This window comes from Phascolarctobacterium sp. Marseille-Q4147 (assembly GCF_017968825.1).
In the GTDB taxonomy this organism is placed as follows: domain Bacteria; phylum Bacillota; class Negativicutes; order Acidaminococcales; family Acidaminococcaceae; genus Phascolarctobacterium_A.
In genome coordinates, this window is the sequence record NZ_CP072874.1 from 1,082,950 (window position 1) to 1,102,811 (window position 19,862).

The 19,862-nt window shown below is 48.1% G+C and carries 15 protein-coding genes; 7 read left to right on the plus strand and 8 right to left on the minus strand.

Going from position 1 to position 19,862, the window contains the following annotated elements; genetic code table 11:
• Positions 1 to 311: 311 nt before the first annotated feature.
• From KAH19_RS05075 to KAH19_RS05105, 7 genes are all read left to right on the plus strand, one after another.
• Positions 312 to 2,399, plus strand: a complete 2,088-nt coding sequence (locus tag KAH19_RS05075) for a glutamine synthetase III (protein WP_210685369.1) — start codon at positions 312 to 314, stop codon at positions 2,397 to 2,399.
• Positions 2,400 to 2,580: 181 nt separating this feature from the next.
• Positions 2,581 to 4,257 (plus strand): ammonium transporter, encoded by a 1,677-nt coding sequence (locus KAH19_RS10925; protein WP_210685370.1) that lies wholly within the window; start codon positions 2,581 to 2,583, stop codon positions 4,255 to 4,257.
• Between the two features lie 197 nt (positions 4,258 to 4,454).
• Positions 4,455 to 4,952 carry an HD domain-containing protein gene (locus tag KAH19_RS05085; RefSeq protein ID WP_210685371.1) on the plus strand — a complete coding sequence of 166 codons (498 nt, stop codon included), beginning with the start codon at positions 4,455 to 4,457 and terminating at the stop codon, positions 4,950 to 4,952.
• A gap of 101 nt (positions 4,953 to 5,053) precedes the next feature.
• Positions 5,054 to 5,482: a C-GCAxxG-C-C family (seleno)protein gene (locus tag KAH19_RS05090; RefSeq protein ID WP_210685372.1), complete on the plus strand. Its 429-nt coding sequence runs from the start codon at positions 5,054 to 5,056 to the stop codon at positions 5,480 to 5,482.
• 30 nt (positions 5,483 to 5,512) lie between these two features.
• Positions 5,513 to 6,529: an asparaginase gene (locus KAH19_RS05095; RefSeq protein WP_210685373.1), complete on the plus strand. Its 1,017-nt coding sequence runs from the start codon at positions 5,513 to 5,515 to the stop codon at positions 6,527 to 6,529.
• A gap of 218 nt (positions 6,530 to 6,747) precedes the next feature.
• Positions 6,748 to 7,479: a gamma-glutamyl-gamma-aminobutyrate hydrolase family protein gene (locus KAH19_RS05100; RefSeq protein WP_210685374.1), complete on the plus strand. Its 732-nt coding sequence runs from the start codon at positions 6,748 to 6,750 to the stop codon at positions 7,477 to 7,479.
• 24 nt (positions 7,480 to 7,503) lie between these two features.
• Positions 7,504 to 8,781: an APC family permease gene (locus tag KAH19_RS05105; protein WP_210685375.1), complete on the plus strand. Its 1,278-nt coding sequence runs from the start codon at positions 7,504 to 7,506 to the stop codon at positions 8,779 to 8,781.
• Positions 8,782 to 8,839: 58 nt separating this feature from the next.
• On the opposite strand, the gene KAH19_RS05110 is transcribed toward KAH19_RS05105, so the two are convergent.
• The 8 genes from KAH19_RS05110 to KAH19_RS05145 all read right to left on the minus strand — a co-directional run bounded on the left by KAH19_RS05110 (position 8,840) and on the right by KAH19_RS05145 (position 19,853).
• On the minus strand, positions 8,840 to 9,490 hold the full coding sequence (locus tag KAH19_RS05110; protein WP_210685376.1) for an exonuclease domain-containing protein: 651 nt from the start codon (positions 9,488 to 9,490) through the stop codon (positions 8,840 to 8,842).
• A 36-nt stretch (positions 9,491 to 9,526) separates the two neighbouring features.
• Positions 9,527 to 10,657: an SEC-C metal-binding domain-containing protein gene (locus KAH19_RS10935; protein WP_246869435.1), complete on the minus strand. Its 1,131-nt coding sequence runs from the start codon at positions 10,655 to 10,657 to the stop codon at positions 9,527 to 9,529.
• 121 nt (positions 10,658 to 10,778) lie between these two features.
• Positions 10,779 to 11,969 (minus strand): MFS transporter, encoded by a 1,191-nt coding sequence (locus tag KAH19_RS05120; protein WP_210685377.1) that lies wholly within the window; start codon positions 11,967 to 11,969, stop codon positions 10,779 to 10,781.
• 210 nt (positions 11,970 to 12,179) lie between these two features.
• Entirely contained in the window at positions 12,180 to 13,424 is a 1,245-nt protein-coding gene (locus KAH19_RS05125) for a 2-hydroxyacyl-CoA dehydratase (protein ID WP_210685378.1), read from the minus strand.
• Positions 13,425 to 13,437: 13 nt separating this feature from the next.
• Complete coding sequence (locus KAH19_RS05130) at positions 13,438 to 16,377, minus strand: acyl-CoA dehydratase activase-related protein (protein WP_210685379.1); 2,940 nt, start codon at positions 16,375 to 16,377, stop codon at positions 13,438 to 13,440.
• 522 nt (positions 16,378 to 16,899) lie between these two features.
• Positions 16,900 to 18,507, minus strand: coding sequence for a Na/Pi cotransporter family protein (locus tag KAH19_RS05135; RefSeq protein ID WP_210685380.1), 1,608 nt, complete (start codon positions 18,505 to 18,507; stop codon positions 16,900 to 16,902).
• A gap of 221 nt (positions 18,508 to 18,728) precedes the next feature.
• Positions 18,729 to 18,968 carry a thioredoxin family protein gene (locus tag KAH19_RS05140; protein WP_009146386.1) on the minus strand — a complete coding sequence of 80 codons (240 nt, stop codon included), beginning with the start codon at positions 18,966 to 18,968 and terminating at the stop codon, positions 18,729 to 18,731.
• 123 nt (positions 18,969 to 19,091) lie between these two features.
• Positions 19,092 to 19,853 carry an amino acid ABC transporter ATP-binding protein gene (locus KAH19_RS05145; RefSeq protein WP_210685381.1) on the minus strand — a complete coding sequence of 254 codons (762 nt, stop codon included), beginning with the start codon at positions 19,851 to 19,853 and terminating at the stop codon, positions 19,092 to 19,094.
• Positions 19,854 to 19,862 lie beyond the last annotated feature (9 nt).

Below are 19,862 nucleotides of genomic sequence, written 5' to 3' on the forward strand. Positions count from 1 at the left end.
CTCTTACCCCCTTTACAAATTCAAATCCTAGTATTATAATAAGCGCATAAAGCAACAACGTGGTTGTTGGATTGAAAAATCCAAACTTCGTGGTTGCTTTTTCTTTTATATCAGCGGTGAGAATTATCCTCTTACCCATGATAAGTGCAACGAAGCACCGTAGCAGCGCAAGGCGCAGCTGACGGTGCTTTCTTATTTACAGAGCCAGAGAGAAGAAAATCTGTAAAGCACAAAAAACTGTATTTCAAATGAGGGGTTTACACTTCGTAAACCCAAGGAAATTCTCAGAGAGAAATTAGGGAGGTTTTACAATGAATGATGTACCGAAACTGTTTGGCAGCTTAGTTTTTAACGAAAGTGTTATGAAGGACCGTCTGCCGACTGCAACCTATAAGGCATATAAGGCAGCAGTGCTGGCAGGCACTCCGCTGAATCTGGAAATTGCTAATATCATCGCCAATGCTATGAAGGATTGGGCTCTGGAGCATGGCTGCACTCATTTCACTCACTGGTTCCAACCGATGACCGGCATCACCGCTGAAAAACATGAAAGCTTCATTTCTCCTACTGCCGAAGGCCGTGTTATTATGGACTTCTCCGGCAAAGAGCTGATTCAGGGCGAACCTGATGCTTCCAGCTTCCCGTCCGGCGGCTTGCGTGCAACCTTCGAAGCCCGCGGCTATACAGCATGGGACCCGACCTCCTATGCATTTATCAAAGATAACTGCCTGTGCATTCCTACAGCCTTCTGCTCCTACACCGGCGAAGTGCTGGATAAAAAGACTCCGCTGCTGCGTTCCATGAATGCAGTCAGCAAAGCAGCCTGCAAGCTGCTGAAGCTGTTCGGCATTGATACTATCCGCGTCAACAGTACTGTTGGTCCGGAACAGGAATATTTCCTCGTAGATAAAAAAATGTGGGAAAAACGTAAAGACCTGGTTTACACCGGCCGTACCCTTTTCGGTGCGAAATCTCCGCGTGGCCAGGAGCTGGACGACCACTACTTCGGCATTATCAAACAAAGAGTTCTTTCCTTCATGAAGGATTTGGACGATGAGCTGTGGAAGCTGGGCGTACTTGCTAAAACCGAGCATAACGAAGTCGCTCCGGCACAGCACGAGCTGGCACCTATCTTCACCACTACCAACGTAGCATCTGACCATAACCAGCTGATGATGGAGTTCATGAAACGTGTTGCTCTGCGTCACGGTCTTGTTTGCCTGCTGCATGAAAAACCTTTTGATGGTGTAAACGGCAGCGGTAAGCATAACAACTGGTCCTTATCTACGGAAGAAGGCCTGAACCTGCTGGATCCCGGCAAGGAGCCGTACAAAAACCTGCGCTTCTTGACCTTCCTGGCAGCAATTATCAAGGCTGTTGATGAATATCAGGATCTGCTGCGTGTATCTGTTGCCAGCGCTGGCAATGACCATCGTCTGGGTGCAAATGAAGCTCCTCCGGCTATCGTTTCCATGTTCCTTGGCACTGAGCTGACTGCAGTTCTCGAAGCTATTGCAGCAGACAAGGTTTACAACGGCAATCCGGAAAGCTACATTAAAGTAAGCGACGATACCATTCCTGCTCTTGTTAAGGACAACACCGACAGAAACAGAACCTCTCCGTTCGCCTTCACCGGCAATAAATTTGAATTCCGTATGCTGGGCAGCATGTTCTCCATCGCTGGCCCCAACATCGTACTGAACACCATCGTTGCCGAAGAGCTGGATGAATTTGCCGATAAACTGGCAGATGCTCCTGATCTGGAAGCAGCAGTATATGATTTGGTTAAAGAAACCTACAAGGCTCATAAACGCATTGTCTTCAACGGTAACGGTTATACCGATGCATGGGTTGAGGAAGCTGCCAAACGCGGTCTGCTGAACCTTAAATCTACTCCGGAGGCTCTGCCGTATCTGGGACATGCCAAGAACATCGAGCTGTTCGAAAAGCATAACATCTTCACAAAAGCCGAGGTTGAATCCCGTGTAGAAATCCTGCTGGAGAACTATAGCACCACGATTTCTATCGAAGCAGCAACTATGCTGGATATGTTCCATAAGGACATCCTCCCGGCAGTTACCGCTTATACCGGAGATTTGACCAAAGCAGTACTTGATAAAAAGGCTGCCGGTATCAGTGCAGGATTTGAAGGCGCACTTGCCGATAAGCTGAGCAAGTTGGGCGGAGAAATGTATGCATCCTCCCTGAAGCTGGAAGATGGCTTGAAGGAAGCAGCAGAAATCGGCGATAGCGAGAAACAGGCTCTGTACTATCACGATACCGTTCTTGAAGAAATGGGCAAGCTGAGAAGTGCTGTTGATGCTGCCGAAGCTTTGACCGGTGGTAAGTATCTCGACTATCCGACTTATGGTGAGTTGTTGTTTGGTGTAAATGAGTAAGCTGCAGTTGCCTTCTCGACAGCCTTGAGTAAGGTGTGTTAAGATAAAATAATATATATAAACTCATACACAATGGGGTGTATTCGAAAAATCGGGTACGCCCCTTTTTCTTTAGCTAATGCCATGTGAGCGCTGCTCAATGACACGTTAAAAAATATTATAATTTGAGGGGTGTTTACAAATGGACAAATATGTATCTGCCGATACTATATGGGTGCTGATAGGTGCTTTCCTGGTATTCTCTATGCAGCCGGGCTTCGCAATGGTTGAAACAGGCTTTACCAGAGCTAAAAATGCCGGCAACATCGTTATGAAGAACGTCATGGATATGTGCCTCGGGTCCATCGTTTTTTGGGTTCTGGGCTTTGGCCTTATGTTTGGTACCGATATCGGCGGCTTCATCGGCACGCCGGACTTCTTTGTAAAAGGTGATTACGGTGCCAGCTATCCAAGCACTGCGTACTTTATCTTCCAGACGATGTTCTGTGCTACCGCAGCAACCATTGTTTCCGGTGCTATGGCAGAACGTACCAACTTCCTGGTTTATTGCATTTACAGCGTATTAATCAGCGCTATTATTTACCCGATTAGCGGTCACTGGATTTGGGGCGGCGGCTGGCTCGCACAGATGGGCTTCCATGATTTCGCCGGTTCAACTGCCGTTCATATGGTAGGCGGCGTTGCTTCTCTCGTCGGTGCCAAGATGATTGGCGCGCGTATCGGCAAATACAATGCCGATGGTACGGTAAACGCTATTCCCGGTCACAGCATTCCGCTTGGTGCCTTGGGCGTTTTCCTTCTCTGGTTCGGTTGGTTTGGCTTCAACGGTGCTTCCACCGTCTGCGCAACCGGTGATGACGCATTGGTTTCCATGGGTGCTATCTTCATTACCACTAACATGGCTGCAGCAGCTGCTGCTACCGCAACTATGATTTACACCTGGATTCGCTACGGCAAGCCTGATGTTTCCATGACACTGAACGGCGTGCTTGCAGGTCTGGTAGCAATTACCGCCGGCTGCGATATGGTAAGCCCGGCCGGCGCTTTAATCATCGGCCTGATTGCCGGTGTGCTGGTAGTTGCTGCTGTTGAATTCTTCGACCAGAAGCTGAAGATTGATGATCCTGTCGGTGCAATTTCTGTTCACGGTGTCTGCGGTGCCTTCGGTACTATCGCAACCGGTCTCTTCGCTCTTGACGGCGGCCTCTTCTATGGCGGCGGTACTGATTTCCTGGTAAAACAAATCCTCGGCGTTGTAGTTGTAGCAATCTATGTTGCGATTACGATGACGATTATTTTTAAAGTTCTTGATAAGCTCTTCGGCCTGCGTGTTAAGGAATCCGAAGAAATCAAAGGCCTGGATATGGAAGAGCATGGCCTGCTCAGCAGCTATGCCGACTTTATGCAAACTCCGCTGGAGGCACAGACCTCTGTTACTACTACTTATGTTACTCCTGCTAAGGAAGCAGCTGCTAAGCCTGCAGGCGCAGTAAAGATGAGCAAGGTTGTTATTATTACCTCGCAAAATCGTTTCGAAGCATTGAAAAATGCTTTGGATAAGCTGGGAATTACCGGCATGACTGTTACCAAGGTTCTGGGCTACGGCATCCAGAAGGGCTCCACGGAAATGTATCGTGGTGCTGAGGTTGCTGCTCACCTGCTGCCGAAGGTAAAGGTTGAAATGATTGTTTCCGCAATTCCTGTTGCAGCAGTAGTCAATGTTGCTAAGCAGGTTCTGTATACCGGCAAATACGGCGATGGCAAAATCTTCATCTATGATGTTGAGGATGTTGTTAAGATTCGTACCGGTGAAACAGGCTATGATGCTCTGCAGGATTATCCTATTGAGGAAAAATAATTTGCTTCTCCCTAATCAAACTCCCTAATAAAACAGGAAGGCGCTCGATGTCTTGCGTAATGCAGGCTAAGAGCGCTTTTCTGTGTGTTGGAGGAGAATGCTTTTATAATCTTATTATCGCGAAAAAACTTGCAAAACTGCATTGTTTAGGCCAAAATAAGATTGAATCGTATTTTAGTCGGATTGGAGTGAATGCTATGAATAAAAACGTTGCTTTATATAATGAGATGATAGATTTTTTTGCCGGAGATGCACGCCGCTGTCAGCATTTTATTAAGGTTGCCAGCCTGGCTAAGCAGCTGGCTGAGAGCGAGGGTGCGGATGCAGAGCTGACAGAGCTTGTGGAGGCGGCCGGTCTTGTGCATGACTGCGGTATTAAACCCGGCGAGGCCAAGTATGGTGCCGGTCACTGCACAGGCAAAATTCAGGAGCAGGAAGGACCTGCGGTAGCACGCAAACTTTTGCAAAAGTTTGGGTATGCCCCTGAAAAAATTGAACGCATCTGCTATCTTGTCGGTCATCACCATACGTATAATATCATTGACGGTCTTGATTATCAGCTGCTTGTGGAAGCTGATTTTATAGTAAACTTTTATGAGGATGGTACGCCGAAGGAGAATATTGCCAAAGCTGTGGAGCGGATTTTTAAAACAGAGAGCGGAACAAAGTTGGCTAAGACTATGTTCGGACTTTGATATACAATGCTGTGGCTTGCTGGTCACAGCATTTTTCTTGCTATTTTGTTCTATGCTTGCTAAAATAAACAGGATTAGGTTATTTTTTGGAGGCATAGAATATGAAGGAAATTTATGATTTAGCAGAACAATATCATAACGAGGGCAATAACTGCGTAGAATCCGTAGTTAAGGCGTGCAATGACGGCTTAAAGCTGGGCCTGCCGGATGTGGCAATCCGCATGGTGTCTGGCATGGGTGGCGGTATCGGCCGCAGCGGCTGCGTGTGCGGTGCGCTGAGCGGCTCCTGCCTGGTTATCAGCTCTATCGTGGGCAGATTGGACCCGTCTGAAAAACATCAGACAGAGGTCTATAAATATACGCATGAGTTTTATGAGCGTTTTACGAAGCATTTCGGTGCTTCCTGCTGCAGAGCGCTGAACCGCCTGAGCTTCGGCACACCGGAATACAGAACTAAATGTATTAAGATTACTGCCGAAGCGGCAGACATGGTATCCGATTATCTGCAGGAAAAGGGCCTGGTAAAATAAGCATTGGCTGCGAAGCTGAAAGAAGGACTGATGGAGGTCAGGCTGATGGAAAAAACTGAGTTGAAGAACATTGTAATTTTAGCAACCGGCGGCACTATTGCCGGCAAGGCTGCTTCCGGTACCCAGATGACTGGCTATACTGCTGGTGCCTACAGCGTTGCCGATTTGCTGGCAGGTGTGCCTGAACTGGGCGAGCTGGCGCATATCAGCGGCGAGCAGCTGTGCAATATCGACAGCAGCAGTATTACCGATGCGTTGCTGCTGCGTCTGGCGCAGCGTTGCAATGAGCTGCTGGCGCAGGATGATGTCGACGGCGTTGTTATTACCCATGGTACCGATACTATGGAAGAAACGGCCTTCTTCCTGAACCTGACGGTAAAGAGTGCTAAGCCGGTGGTACTCGTGGGCGCAATGCGTCCTGCCACCGCAGTCAGTGCCGACGGACCTTTGAATATTATCAACGCTGTTAAGGTAGCTGTGGATGCTGCAAGCGCCGGACAGGGCGTGCTGGTGATGATGAACGATGAAATCTACAGCGGGCGTGACGTGACCAAGAGAAACACGGCGAATGTGGCAACCTTCAAGGCACCGAATGGCGGTCCATTAGGCTTTATCGTTGGCGGTGAGGTGCATTACTACTACCGCAGCGTGCGTCCGCACACACTGCAGAGCGAATTTGACGTAAGCGGTGTTACTGCTTTGCCGCGCGTAGATATCATCTACACGCATATCGGTGAGGACCGCGTATTTGTGGATGCGGCATTGGCAGCAGGCGCGCGTGGCATTATCTACGCCGGCAGCGGTATGGGCAGCATTCATGAGGCTGTGGAAGCGGCGCTGGCGGAGGCTGTCAGCCGTGGCGTTATCGTAGTGCGTTCCAGCCGCACCGGCAGCGGTATTGTTGCCGCAGGCTTGGAGCGGTGGCAGGAGCAAGGCTTTTTGTATGCGGATAATTTGAATCCGCAAAAGGCACGCCTTTTGCTGCAGTTGGCACTTTTGCGGACGCAGGAGCGCAACGAGGTGCAGAGTGTTTTCTTAAAGTACTAAAATACATACAAAAAGACGGTAAGGTTAAGGCTTTGCCGTCTTTTTTTATGTATTTGTTACAAAGTTAACGCTTTACGCGTTATCTTAATTTAGATATTTCTGTCATATTGCCAAAAATAAACTGGAAGCGTATAATACAAAACTGTTCGTGCCTAGGTGCGGAAAACATTTAGGTGCGATTTTTATCGTGTAAGTAATTTTAGTTTTTGGAGGTTAGTATGTCTAAATTACGTATTGCTATTACTGCTGACACTTATCCGTTTGCCAGCGATATTACGAATCTTGTGCGTGCTCCCTTTACGGCGCGCGGTCTTGTAGATGTTATCAATGAGCTTGGTGCTCTGCCTATAGTTTTGCCTGATGTTCCCGATGCTAAAGGAGAAGATTATGCAGAAATGTTTGATGCGCTGATTATTCCCGGCGGGCCGGATGTAGACCCCACTTTCTTTGGTGAAGAACCGCATTGGAAGATTGGCAGCACCAATTATAAACGAGATGTATTTGAAGAAGAAATTTTTGCGGCATTCTATAAAGCAGGCAAGCCTATTTTCGGTATCTGCCGTGGCTGCCAGCTGATTAATATTCTTATGGGCGGCAGCGTTTATCAGGATCTGCCTTCAGAAAATCCTGCTGCTTATATCCGTCATTCCCAAGGTGCCAACGGCTCTTATCCGACACATAATATCAGCATTGAAGAAGGCAGCGAGCTGTATAAATCCTTAGGTGCGAAGGCTTATGTGAATTCCCGCCATCATCAGGGAATTAAAGATGTCGGCAACGGATTGAAGGTTACTGCCACGGCTCCCGATGGTGTAGTAGAATGTATTGAATCGACCAAAGATAATCAGATTGTTGCCGTACAGTGGCATCCGGAAAATATGTGGCAGGAACATCCTGAAATGCGCCGCCTATTTGCAGATTTTATGGCGCGTGTAGAAGCTGCTAAATAAATTATTCAGAAGAAGGTCGGAAGTATGGAATCACAAAAGTTAGGCTTTTGGAGTATTGTATTATTAGGTATCAATGGTATTATCGGTTCGGGTATTTTCCTTTTGCCGAATAAAGCGATGGCAATTATCGGACCGGCCAGCCTTTTGGTTATGCTGTTTGATATGCTGCTGGTACTGGCGATTACCTTTTGCTTTGCCGAAGCCGGCGGCTTGTTTAAGGAAAATGGTGGCGCATATATTTATGCTAAGGAAGCTTTTGGCGACTTTGTCGGCTATGAAGTAGGCTTTTTGTCCTGGGCAACGCGTATCATTGCCTTTGCAACAATGGCAGTTGGTTTTGCTACAGCTTTAGGCGGTATTATTCCCGCACTCAGCTCTGATATGATGAAGAATGTCATTGTCAGTGTTATTTTCCTGATACTGGCAGTTATTAACCTGTTGGGTATCAAACTGTACGAAGTTATTCAGAACGTAGCAACTATTGCTAAGCTGCTGCCGTTTGTTTTGTTTATTGGCATAGGTATTTTTTATATCGAGCCTGCTAATTTTACACCGCTGTTTCCTCATGGCGTTTATACACCGGGAAGCTTTGGCACTGCGGCCGTAATGCTGTTTTTTGCTTTTACCGGCTTTGAATCCTTGGGTGTTGCAGCTGCCGAGATGGAAAACCCGCAAAAAAATCTGCCGAAGGCAACTCTGATTACAATTTTTACCGTATCTGCCATTTATATTCTGCTGTTGGCCTGTGCTATCGGTATCATGGGCTATGAGCTTGCAGATACAACAGCTCCGGTACAGGCGGCCTTTACTCGTATTGCCGGTGCCTTTGGTACAACGGTTGTTGCTGCCGGTACGTTGATTTCCATTGGCGCGCTTTGTATTGCTGCTTCCTTTGTTACACCGCATTGCGGACTGGCTTTGGCGGAGCAGCATATGCTGCCTGCTTTTATGGCAGAGCGTAACCGTTTTGGTGCACCTTACTGGTGCATTATTATATCGACAGTGGTTGCGATGCTGATAGGTTATTCCGGTGGTTTCGCATTTTTAGCTTCCATCAGCGTAGTTTCACGTTTTTCGCAATATATTCCGACGTGTCTTTCTATCATGGTATTCCGCAAAAAAATGCCGGATGCACCGCGTGCGTTTAAGATTCCGTTCGGACCGGTTATTCCTGTTATTGCTTTAATTGTAAGCCTGTGGCTTTTGGCGCAGGCTAAACCGCAGCAGCTTATGATCGGCTTTGGCGCAGCGGTTATCGCATTACCGTTTTATTTCTTGATGCATAAGAAAAAACAGGCGTAAATAAAAAATGCAGGTTATCGTGCAAAGATAACTTGCATTTTTTATGCGCTTTAAAATTTTACCATCTTCTGTAACCGTTATGGTGCTTGGCACGCTCTGCCTGCCGGGCAGCGCGCTCCGCTTCGTAAACCTCGCGGGCAGCGAAGAAATCCTCCAGCTTCCAGCCGCGGTTAAACATTTCAATCAGCAGCTTACCGGTGTTGTTGGCATCGTCAAAGGCGGTGTGCCAAAGGCCGGCGGTGTTGACCTCCTGCTCCTCGGTTGCCTTTTTCAGACCGGTGGTGTAGTCATCACCCTTCCACAGGCGGTAGGCCAGCGCCAGATCAAGATAGTCCTCGTATTTTACGGGGTTTTCGATTTTATGACGCTCGCAGCCTGTCTGCAGTACCTTATAATCCTCGGTTCCCCAGGCTACAAAGTAGGTTTCGCCGCTTTCGTAAAGCGCTGCCAGCTCCTGCACCATAGCAGGGAATTCAATGGCCTGCTGCATATCCTTGGCGGTTATCATGCAAAAATCCATAGAATCCTTGGCCTGCTTGGGATAAAAATGCGGTTTGACAAAGCTCTGGATGCGTCCGCAATCGGTGAGCGGTTCGCCGTCCAGCTTCACTGCGCCGATTTCGATAATCTCGGAAAAGAAGCCGCGCGGACGGCCGACAGGGCGCTCGTAGGTAGTAAATTCAAAATCAACGACTAAAAATTTCTTCATTGCAATTCCTTCTTACACTAAAGCATAGCCTGCTGCTCAGTGCTTTTTACCGCAGCATTTTTTATACTTTTTGCCGCTGCCGCAGGGACAGGGGTCGTTAGGATAAACCTTTTTCGCTTTGGCACCTACACGGGTATTTTGCTGAGCTGCCTGCTGTGCATCGCGCAGCAGCTTGATAGTTTCGTTGGGAGTGTGGCCGCCGAGGCAGAACATACGGGTAGCATTGTTGCGGGCGTTCTGCAGTAGTACGGAAAGTCTGCCGAGATGGCTGTAATTGTTCCAGGCGGGGATGTTAGCCTGCAGCTTCTGAATCAGCTCAGAGGTATTACCGTCGGTGTTGGAGTTTTCGAATTCATAGATGTACTGGCACCAGTAATGTGCATCCAGTGCCGCAACATTCAGCTCCTGAGTAAAGAAGTCATGCAGATCCTGATATGCGGTGGTAGATTGCAGATAGCCGTAGTGGGAAAGCATGGTGATTTCCTTTACGGTAGGCTTATACAGGCCGAAGGGCTTTCTGCCCTGTTCCAGTCTGGTGTAGAAGTCATCGCTGTCATTTTTCTTGAGCAGGATGCGGCCGTCTTTAATTGCGCAGGGGTTAAAGTTGCTCGGAACCTCGGCAAGTAATTGTGGCAGAGTTTCCGGAGTAAGCTCAAAGCCTGCTTTTTGATTGTACATTTCGCAGAAAAATTCTACCGGCAGAATAAGGTGCAGGCTGGACATAGCGGTGATGCAGTCCAGCAGCCATGCCAGCTGTTGGCGGCGAGCCTGGAAGTCTGCGGTGTTGATTTTTTTGTAAACGGTACGTGCTTCCTTTACTGCTTCAAAGCAGTCGTCGGGATAGGAAACAATGTAGCCCATAGAAATAAAGGGCAGCAGCAGTGCATATTCGCTGTAGGTAGGATGGAAGCATTTTTTCTCCAAGGCTGCTTCGAAGGCATGGATATTTTCGTCCGGCATGATAGCAAAACGTTTTGCTGCAATTTCCGGCTTTTGCATTTCTGTGCAGATTTTTTCTGCCAGCTCGTCCTTTTTGAGCTTGCTGTAGGTGATGCAGAGCTGACGCGCTGCAAAAATCAATTTATCCTTAGTGAAGGCTTTTAAGTAATCCAACAATACAGGTTTACGGGATGGTTGATTCTTAGTTTTGGTTGTACTTGCAGACATATTGATAGAAAATCTCCTTCTTTGTAATCTTACGTATCTCTTAATTATAAATAAAAACAGGAAATATAGCAAGTGAGGAAATTTAATATACAGTTTATTATACGCTTTTTGGCGGTTAAATTTATTTTTCAGCCTCTACTTGCTGGTGACGCATAGCAGGAATCAGGAAAAAGGCACAGTAAATAAAGGAAAGCAGCACGATTGCGCCGCCGCCGAGACCGATATAAGCGATGGAAGCATGCGTGCAGATTAGTCCGCCCAGATAGCTGCCGCTGCCGATACCCAGATTATAAATGCCGGAGTAAATCGACATAGCCACAGCGGAGGTGCTCATGGTAGTTGTGCGTAAAAGCTCTGCCTGGCCTACAACGTTGAAGGCGGTAACGAAAATGCCCCAGACTGCGCAGAGCAGTACCAGCAGATAATGATTGATGCTTATGGGGTAGAGCAGCAGCAAAACAACTGCAACACCAAGAACGGTGATGCGGAAGAAGTGATAGCGGCATTTGTCATACCATTTGGAAAAGGCGGCACTGCCCAAAAGTCCGGCTGCACCGAAAATAACCAGGGTGATGGTTATCCAGGCATCATCCATCAGCGCAATCTGCTTCAGGTAAGGCTCGATATAACTGTAGGCGGTGTAATAGCCGGTGGGGAGTAAAAAGGACATCATATAGAGACCGATGAGCACAGGATTTTTCAGCATTATCGGCAACTGCGAAAGCGTAAACGGTTCGCTTTTTTCCAGCTTGGGGAAAACGAAGAACATATAGGCCAGTACGATGAAGGCTAAAACGGCGATGCACATAAAGGCCATACGCCAGCCGACGTAAAGGCCGATGATGCGTCCTAAGGGCAGGCCGACGATGATGGCGATGGCCGTGCCGGTTACAATCATACTCATAGCCAGTGCTTTAAAGGGACCTTTGACCAGACGCACGGCGATAGGTGAGGCGACCGACCAGAAAATGGAGTGGGCGAAGGCTACGCCGATACGTGAAAGCAGCAGCGTCCAAAAGCCGGTGGCGAAGGCGGAGGCTACATGCGATACGGCGAACAGGCTGATGGTGGCCAGCAAAAGCTTGCGCAGCGGATAGCGGGAAGCGGCAATCATCAGCGGCAGACTCATGAGCATTACGACGTAGGCGTAAATGGTAATCAGCATACCGGCCTGCGCTTCCGTCATGCGGAAGTCTGCGGCGATATCGGATAAAAGGCCTATGGGCATAAATTCCGATGTGTTAAAAATAAAGGCGGAAACGGTCATGCCGATTAAGGGCAGCCATTCGCGGGTAGTGATTTTGTTTTCCATAATATATCAAGCACCTGACTTTCATTCAATAAAATTGCGCTGAATATTATAGCACAGCATATTTGTGTGCTACAAGCAAAAAAATTGTAAATTATTTGTTGTGGGATGTTGCGGAGGTTTTCTTTGAAAAGGGCTGTCGTTAAGGGGCAAAAACAGTAAAGGCGTTCTACTTAAGTACGGTAGAACGCCTTTGAATCTTTTTATGCTTTTTTACTTCGCTGTCGCCAGCATCAGCTTAATGCGGTTTTCCTGATTGACGCGGGCAGCGCTGGCATCGTAGTCCAGTGCCAAAATATTAGCCTCTTCGGCAATCTCCTTGATTTTGTTGATCATACCGCGGCCTGCGATGTGGTTAGGCAGGCAGCCGAAGGGCTGAGCGCAGATGATATTGGTGTAGCCGCTGTGTACCAGCTCCAGCATTTCGGCAGTCAGCAGCCAACCTTCGCCCATATTATTGCCGTAGCCGATAACGCCCTTGGCCATAGCCTTAGTTTCCGCATAGGTGGCGGGGGCGCTGAAGGGAGCGATACTGAGAGCCTGATGCAGAATGCCTTCCATATATTTCAAATACCACATAGCGCCTTTGTTGACACTGTATTTAAGCAGGCTGCCGCCGTAGAGCTTATAGTCCGTAAGATAAGTATCAACACAGTACATGATGAAATTCATCAGACCGGGCAGCATATATTCGCAGTTCTGACGCTGCAGGAAGGCTTCCAGATTGTTGTTGCCCAAAGCGGCATATTTGATATAGATTTCACCGACAATACCGACCTTAGTTTTTTCTTTGTTGGTGATAGGCAAATCCGCAAATTCGTGCGCAATAGCCTTAGTAAGCTGCTTGATGGTACCTAAGGCCTGTGCCTTACCGCTTTTGAAGGCTTCGCTCAAGCGTGCCAGCCATTTTTGCGCCAGTCTGTCGGCAGCGCCATGTACAACCTCATAGGGACGTGTTTTATTCGTCAGGTACATCAGTGTATCGCCGTAAACAACGGCAGCCAAAAACTTATGCACCATGGATGCGTCCAGATGGAAGCCTGGCTGCTGCTCCAAGCCGTTGACGTTGAGGCTGATGACAGGGATGTGCGTAAGGCCGGCTTTTTCCAAAGCCTTGCGCAGCAGGTAGATGTAGTTGGAGGCACGGCAGCCGCCACCAGTTTGGGTGATAATCAGCGCAGTGTGCTCCAAATCATATTTGCCGCTTTCCAAAGCGTTTATCAGCTGGCCGATAACCAGCAGTGCCGGATAGCAGATATCATTATTGACGTATTTAAGACCGGTTTCGATTACCTCGCGGCCGGTGTTGTGCAGAACCTCGGCTTTGTAGCCGCAGCTTACGAGTGCTGCCTGCAGCAGTGAAAAATGCATAGGCAGCATGCCGGGTATAAGTATAGTATGCGTTTTTTTCATATCCTCCGTGAAGGGGGTAAACTTAACGTTAGCTGCTGGTAGCATATGCAAATCTCCTTTAATTATTATCTATATCGAAAAGCTGGGCTGCGGAGAACAGACTGCGGATGCGGATTTTGGCAGCACCAAGGTTGTCGATATCGTCTATTTTTATTTGTGTATAGATGCGTCCGCGTTCTTCGAGGAGGCGGCGGCATTCATCGGCCGTAATCGCATCGCAGCCGCAGCCGAAGCTGACGAGCTGAATCAGATGCATATCAGGATTTTGGGCAACATATTCGGCTGCCGCGTACAGGCGGCCGTGATAGGTCCACTGGTTGAGCACCTGCAAATCGCGGTTGAGCTCCTTGGTCTTGATATGACTGCTTACTGCATCCTCACTGACGAGGGCAGCGCCCATGTTAGTAATCAGGCGGTCGATGCTGTGGTTGACCTTGGGGTCGATGTGATAGGGACGGCCTGCCAGTACAACGATAGGCTTATGCTCTTCGCGTGCCTTGCTGATGATTTGCTGTCCTTTAGCCTTTACCTGCGCTTCATAGTCATAAAAGGCAGTGAAGGCAGCATCAACGGCCTTGCGGATTTCCTCCTTGGTGATATCCGGATAAGCCTTGGCAAACATTTCCTGCAGCTTTTTAACCAGCTTCTTTTTGTGGAGCAGGCCAAGATAATCATAGAAAAAATGTATCTCGGGCTTATTCAAATCACGGATGTTGGCGTGCAGCACTTCGGGATAATAGGCTACAACAGGGCAGTTATAGCAATTTTCCGTGCCCTGTTCATCTATATTGTAGGTCATGCAGGGATAGAAGATATTGGTGATTCCCTGCTTCAGCAGCCATTTGATATGACCATGCATCAGCTTGGCCGGATAGCAGACGGTGTCGCTGGGAATGGTTCCCTGACCAAGACGGTAAATTGTTTTGTCTTCAATCGGACTGTGGACAACCTTGAAGCCCAGGCTGGAGAGTAAAGCATTCCAGAAGGGGAGCAGCTCGTACATATTCAGGCCCATAGGTATACCCATAATGCCGCGTTTAGGCGTTTCGTTAACAGGCAATTCCTTGAGCAGCTGCAGCTTCTGACGGTACAGGTTCAGCTCATCCTTGGGTGCCATGTGGGTGATGGGGCGCTCGCAGCGGTTGCCGCTGATAAAGCGTTTGCCGCCGGCAAAGGTGTTGACGGTGAGGTGACAATGGTTATTGCACAGTCCGCAGGTTATGCCCTTGACTGTATGAACGAATTCACCCAGCTGCTGCAGGTTGAGCAGCGTTGTCTGATGCGGTGCGTCCTTGTAGCGGCGCTGTGCGTACAGAGCGGCACCGTAGGCTCCCATAAGGCCTGCAATGTTGGGGCGGATAACGTTCAAATCCATTTCCTGCTCAAAGGCGCGCAGTACGCAGTCGTTGAGGAAGGTGCCTCCCTGAACGACGATGTGCTTGCCGATGGCTTCTTTGCTGGCCGGACGGATAACCTTATATAAAGCGTTTTTGACAATACTGATGGACAGGCCGGCGCTGATGTTGGCAACGGAGGCACCGTCCTTTTGTGCCTGCTTAACGCTGCTGTTCATAAACACGGTGCAACGGCTGCCCAGGTCTACCGGCATATCTGCTTTAAGGCCAATTTGCGCGAACTGCTCGGCTGTATAGCCCAAAATTTCGGCAAAGGTCTGCAAAAAGCTGCCGCAGCCGCTGGAGCAGGCTTCGTTCAGAAAGATGTTGTCGATGGCACCGTTATGGATTTTCAGGCACTTCATATCTTGTCCACCGATATCAAGAATGAAATCTACCTCCGGCTCCAGATATTGGGCAGCATAAAAGTGCGCCATTGTTTCTACGATACCATAGTCAACACCGAAGCCGTGGCGAATCAGCTCCTCGCCGTAGCCGGTGACTGCACCTGCCAACAGGCGGCAGGTGGGATATTTTGTATAGAAATTGGTAAGATAATTGCGGACGGCAACAACAGGATTACCCTTATTGCTTTGATAGAAGGAATCAAGCAATTTGCCGTCAGGACTCATAACAGCGATTTTAATAGTCGTGCTGCCGGAATCGATACCGATAAAGGCTTCACTTGCCTCCGCAGGGGTACCGATAGCGACACTTTCTTTAGAGTGACGCTTCTTGAAAACGGTATATTCACCTTCGTTTTTAAACAGCGGCGGCAGATGTTCAAAGCTGTGCTGCGCTGCTGCTGCCTGCAGCTTTTCCGGCAGCGTGGTAAGGTCCACCTCGTGCTCGGCACAGAAGGCTGCACCCATTGCTACATAAAGCAGGCTGTTTTCCGGGCAGACACCTTTGATATTCAGAACACTGTCAAAGGCATCACGCAGACAGCTCATAAAGGTGAGCGGTCCGCCAAGATACAGCACATTGCCGCAGATGGGACGGCCTTTGGCAAGACCGGTGATGGCCTGGCTTGCTACAGCGTGAAAGATGCTGGCTGCCAGATCGCTTTTTTCCGCACCCTGGTTGAGCAGCGGCTGGATATCGCTCTTGGCGAAAACGCCGCAGCGGCTGGCGATGGTGTAGGTGTTATGTGCCTGCTGTGCCAGCTCGTTCATCTGGGGTGTTTCTACATTCAGCAGAGAAGCCATCTGGTCGATGAAAGCACCGGTACCTCCGGCGCAGCTGTCGTTCATACGTGCGTCAAAATGGCGGCCTAAGAAGAGGATTTTGGCATCCTCGCCACCTAATTCGATAACGGCATCGGTCCCGGGATTGAGCTTTTCGGCGCAGATTTTTTCTGCAAAAACCTCCTGCACGAATTGCAGTCCGCAACTGTCCGCTACACCGATACCGCCGCTGCCGCTGATGGCCAGACGTGCGCTATGCAGTGTAGGGAATTTCGTCATCAATTCTTTATGTAGGGCCAGAATTTTCTCTGCAATCTGGCTGTAATGTCTTTCGTATTTATGGAATAGCAGATTGCCTGCATCGTCCAGTACGGCGATTTTAATTGTAGTACTGCCAATATCCAATCCTATCTGCATAGTAACCTCCTGCGAATATGACGTTCAGAGCCATGTCTGAAGCATGTTCACATTCTTTTTTTATAATCTGAATCTAAGCTGATAAATACTCATCTTATATTGTAATACTTTACCTGTAATTAGTAAAAGGTGTCATCAATAATTAAAGTAAAAAAAGTGTGAAACGCTGCAGCGTTCCGTAGTTTTACAGCGGAGAAATGTTGTGCTCAATATATATAATATATTTTATAAGCTTATATATTATAAAAATCTCTGCCGCAATAGGTATAATAAAAAACCGTAAAGCCGTTTGAGACTCTACGCGTAACCAAAAAGGACTGCGCTAAGACTGTAACAGTCGGAAACGCAGTCCTTGCTTACTTAAATTATAGCAAAGAATTTGTGAAAAAGCTGTGATTTTATAAGTACAGCAAAATAGGTTTGTAAGGATAAGACTATTATTAGCTGATGCTTTTACGCAAAAGAAAAGCATACAGACTATGTTGAGCAGTAGTCTGTATGCTTGCTGTTGCTTTATAAGCGTTAGAATGTTCCTTGCACCAGCTGGGCAATGTTTTTGGAATGATCGGATACACGCTTCATGTTAATCAGCAGCTCCATCATAACAAAGCCTGCAGTAGGATTGCAGATATGTTCGTTAAGGCGCGTGATATGATTTTTGCGGATTTTCTTCTGGTATTGCTTAACCTCACGGCACAGACGCACAGCGTCCTCCGCAATAACCTTATCATTTTTCTCCAGTGCTTCCAATGAACGTCCGGAGGCACGCAGTACCATTTCGCTGAGCTGCAGCAGCTCGGCCTTAGCCTCATCAGAGAAAACCACGTCCTCCTCAACAAGCTTGCGTGCGCGTTTAGCCAATGTTTCACCATGGTCACCGATACGTTCGATATCCGTGCAGGCGTGCAAAAGACCGGTGTGACGTGTCGTCAGGCTTTCGCTCATTTCTGCGGAGCTCATCTGTGTCAGATAGTCGGTAATATCTCGCTCTAGCGCATCGACAACAGGCTCGTGCTCCAGAACATATTTTACCTTGTCGGCATCAAAGCTTTGAATAGCCTCCATGCCCAGACGCACGTCCTTGCGTGCCAGCTCGCCCATACGCACAACCTCTTTGACAGCAAGGCTGATAGCGATGGAGGGAGTGTTCAGCATGTTTTTGTCAAGATAAACAGGGCGCATGGAGATGATTTCTGCCTTGCCCGGCACAATCTTTTCTACCAGCTTGATGAAAGGGTTGACAAAGGGCATAAATAGCAGTGTGTTGAGAATGTTGAACGCCGAGTGCGCATTCGCAATCTGACGCGCAATATCGCCGTCAGGTGATACGAGCAGCACGAATTTAATGAAGAACGGCATCAAGATTACGAAAATTATACTGCCGATGACGTTGAACATTACGTGAGCTGCAGCTACACGCTTAGCCGTAAGGTTAGCACGCAGCGAAGCGAGTACGGCAGTAATACAGGTACCGATATTGTCGCCGAGCAGTACAGGAATCGCGCCTTCCAGCGGAATAAGGCCCTGACCGGCCATGGCGATAAGAATACCGATGGTAGCACTGCTGGACTGAATCAGTACAGTCATAATCATACCTATACCGATGCCAAGCAGCGGATTGCTGGAGAAAACCTCGATGAAATGTACAAAGCCGGGATAGTTACGCAGAGGCATAACAGCCTTGCCCATCATATCCATGCCCAGCATCAGAATACCGAAGCCCAGCATAACCTGGCCAAGATATTTTGTGCGGCTTTTTCTCGCCAGCAGCTGCATCAAAAAGCCGATGAAGATTAAAATTGTGATATAGTCGGAAAGCTTGAAGGCGATGAGCTGTGCCGTCATAGTGGTACCGATGTTGGCGCCCATGATAATGCCGAAGCCCTGCTTCAGCGTGAGCAGGCCCGCATTTACCAGGCCTACGGTCATAACGGTGGTAGCACCGCTGGCCTGCAGCACAGCAGTAACAACTGCGCCTAACAGAATGCCCATGGCGAGCACGCCTGTCATGGCTTCAAGAATCTTTTGCAGCTTGGCGCCGGCAGCCTTTTGCAGACCGTCACCCATCAGCTGCATACCATACATAAATAAGGCGATACCGCCTAAAAATGCCAAGAAATAAGCAAGCATAAAAAATAAGTCCCCTTTTTTAGTTTGTATGCATCCATAATTGCTGTAAAAACAGCATATACCTATACCTATTATACTCGAAATTTTATGATGTTAAAAGTGCGTAAGGAACTTTACATAAATTTAACATTAGTCAAAATCCTTTCAAAGCAAAAAAATACACCGCACATTTCGCACGGTGCGGTGTATTTTAAGGAGAGGTGTATGATGAAAAGATATGTTTAGGAGAGTTGCTTTATAAGAGTCATGGCTTCATCTACCGAAAGCGTGCTGCCGACAGCAACTAACTTTTCGTCGATGACTAAAGCGGGGAAGGCCATCACTCCATAGGCCACTACCTTTTGGAATTCGGAAACTTTTTCAAACTCAGCCTTAACCTTGAGCTTCTTTAAAGCAATAGCAGTATTCTGCAGCAGCAGCTCTGCCTGCTTAGTCATGGGGCCAAGAATTTTAACGTGCATTGAAATCACCTTTCTTTGCTTGCCTTGTTCGATAGGTTCCTTTCATCCTCGAGTATTATTGTAACAAACATATATGACAAAGGTAGGTGTAATCTGTGAATTAATTTAGAAACCTTTATCTGATTACTTTAAAATTACTTTTAAGAAGGATTTCAGACGTTCGTTTTTAGGGTTAACAAAAATTTCTTCCGGACTGCCCTGCTCCTGCACATGACCGTCAGCCATGAAAACAACCTTGGTGGCAACCTCACGGGCAAAGCCCATTTCGTGCGTTACGACTACCATGGTCATTTTTTCGTCTGCCAGCTCGCGCATAGTACGCAAAACCTCACCGGTCAGCTCCGGATCCAGAGAAGATGTAGGCTCGTCAAAAAGCATAATAGCAGGCTTCATGGCTAAAGCACGGGCGATAGCTACACGCTGCTGCTGACCGCCGCTGAGCTTGCGCGGATAAACATCGCGCTTTTCGGAAAGACCGACCTTTGCCAGCAGAACCTCTGCTTCCTTGATAACTTCTGCTTTATCACGCTTTTGTACGTTGACAGGTGCTTCAATCAGGTTTTCCAGAACAGTCATATGCGGAAAAAGGTTGAACTGCTGGAATACCATGCCCATTTTGCAGGCGATACGACGGACATCATTGTTCTTGACATATTCCGTACCGCCGGATGTTTCGCGGCACAGCTCTTCGCCGTCGATGGTGATGCTGCCCTTATCAACTGTTTCCAGCTTGTTGAGGCAGCGCAGCAGGGTGCTCTTGCCGCCGCCGGAAGGGCCGATTACGGCAACAACTTCGCCTTCGTTTACTTCCAGGTCGATACCCTTGAGTACTTCCAGGTTATTGAATTTTTTCCAGATATTGGTTGCTTTGATTTTGGTTGTCATTGCTGTTAC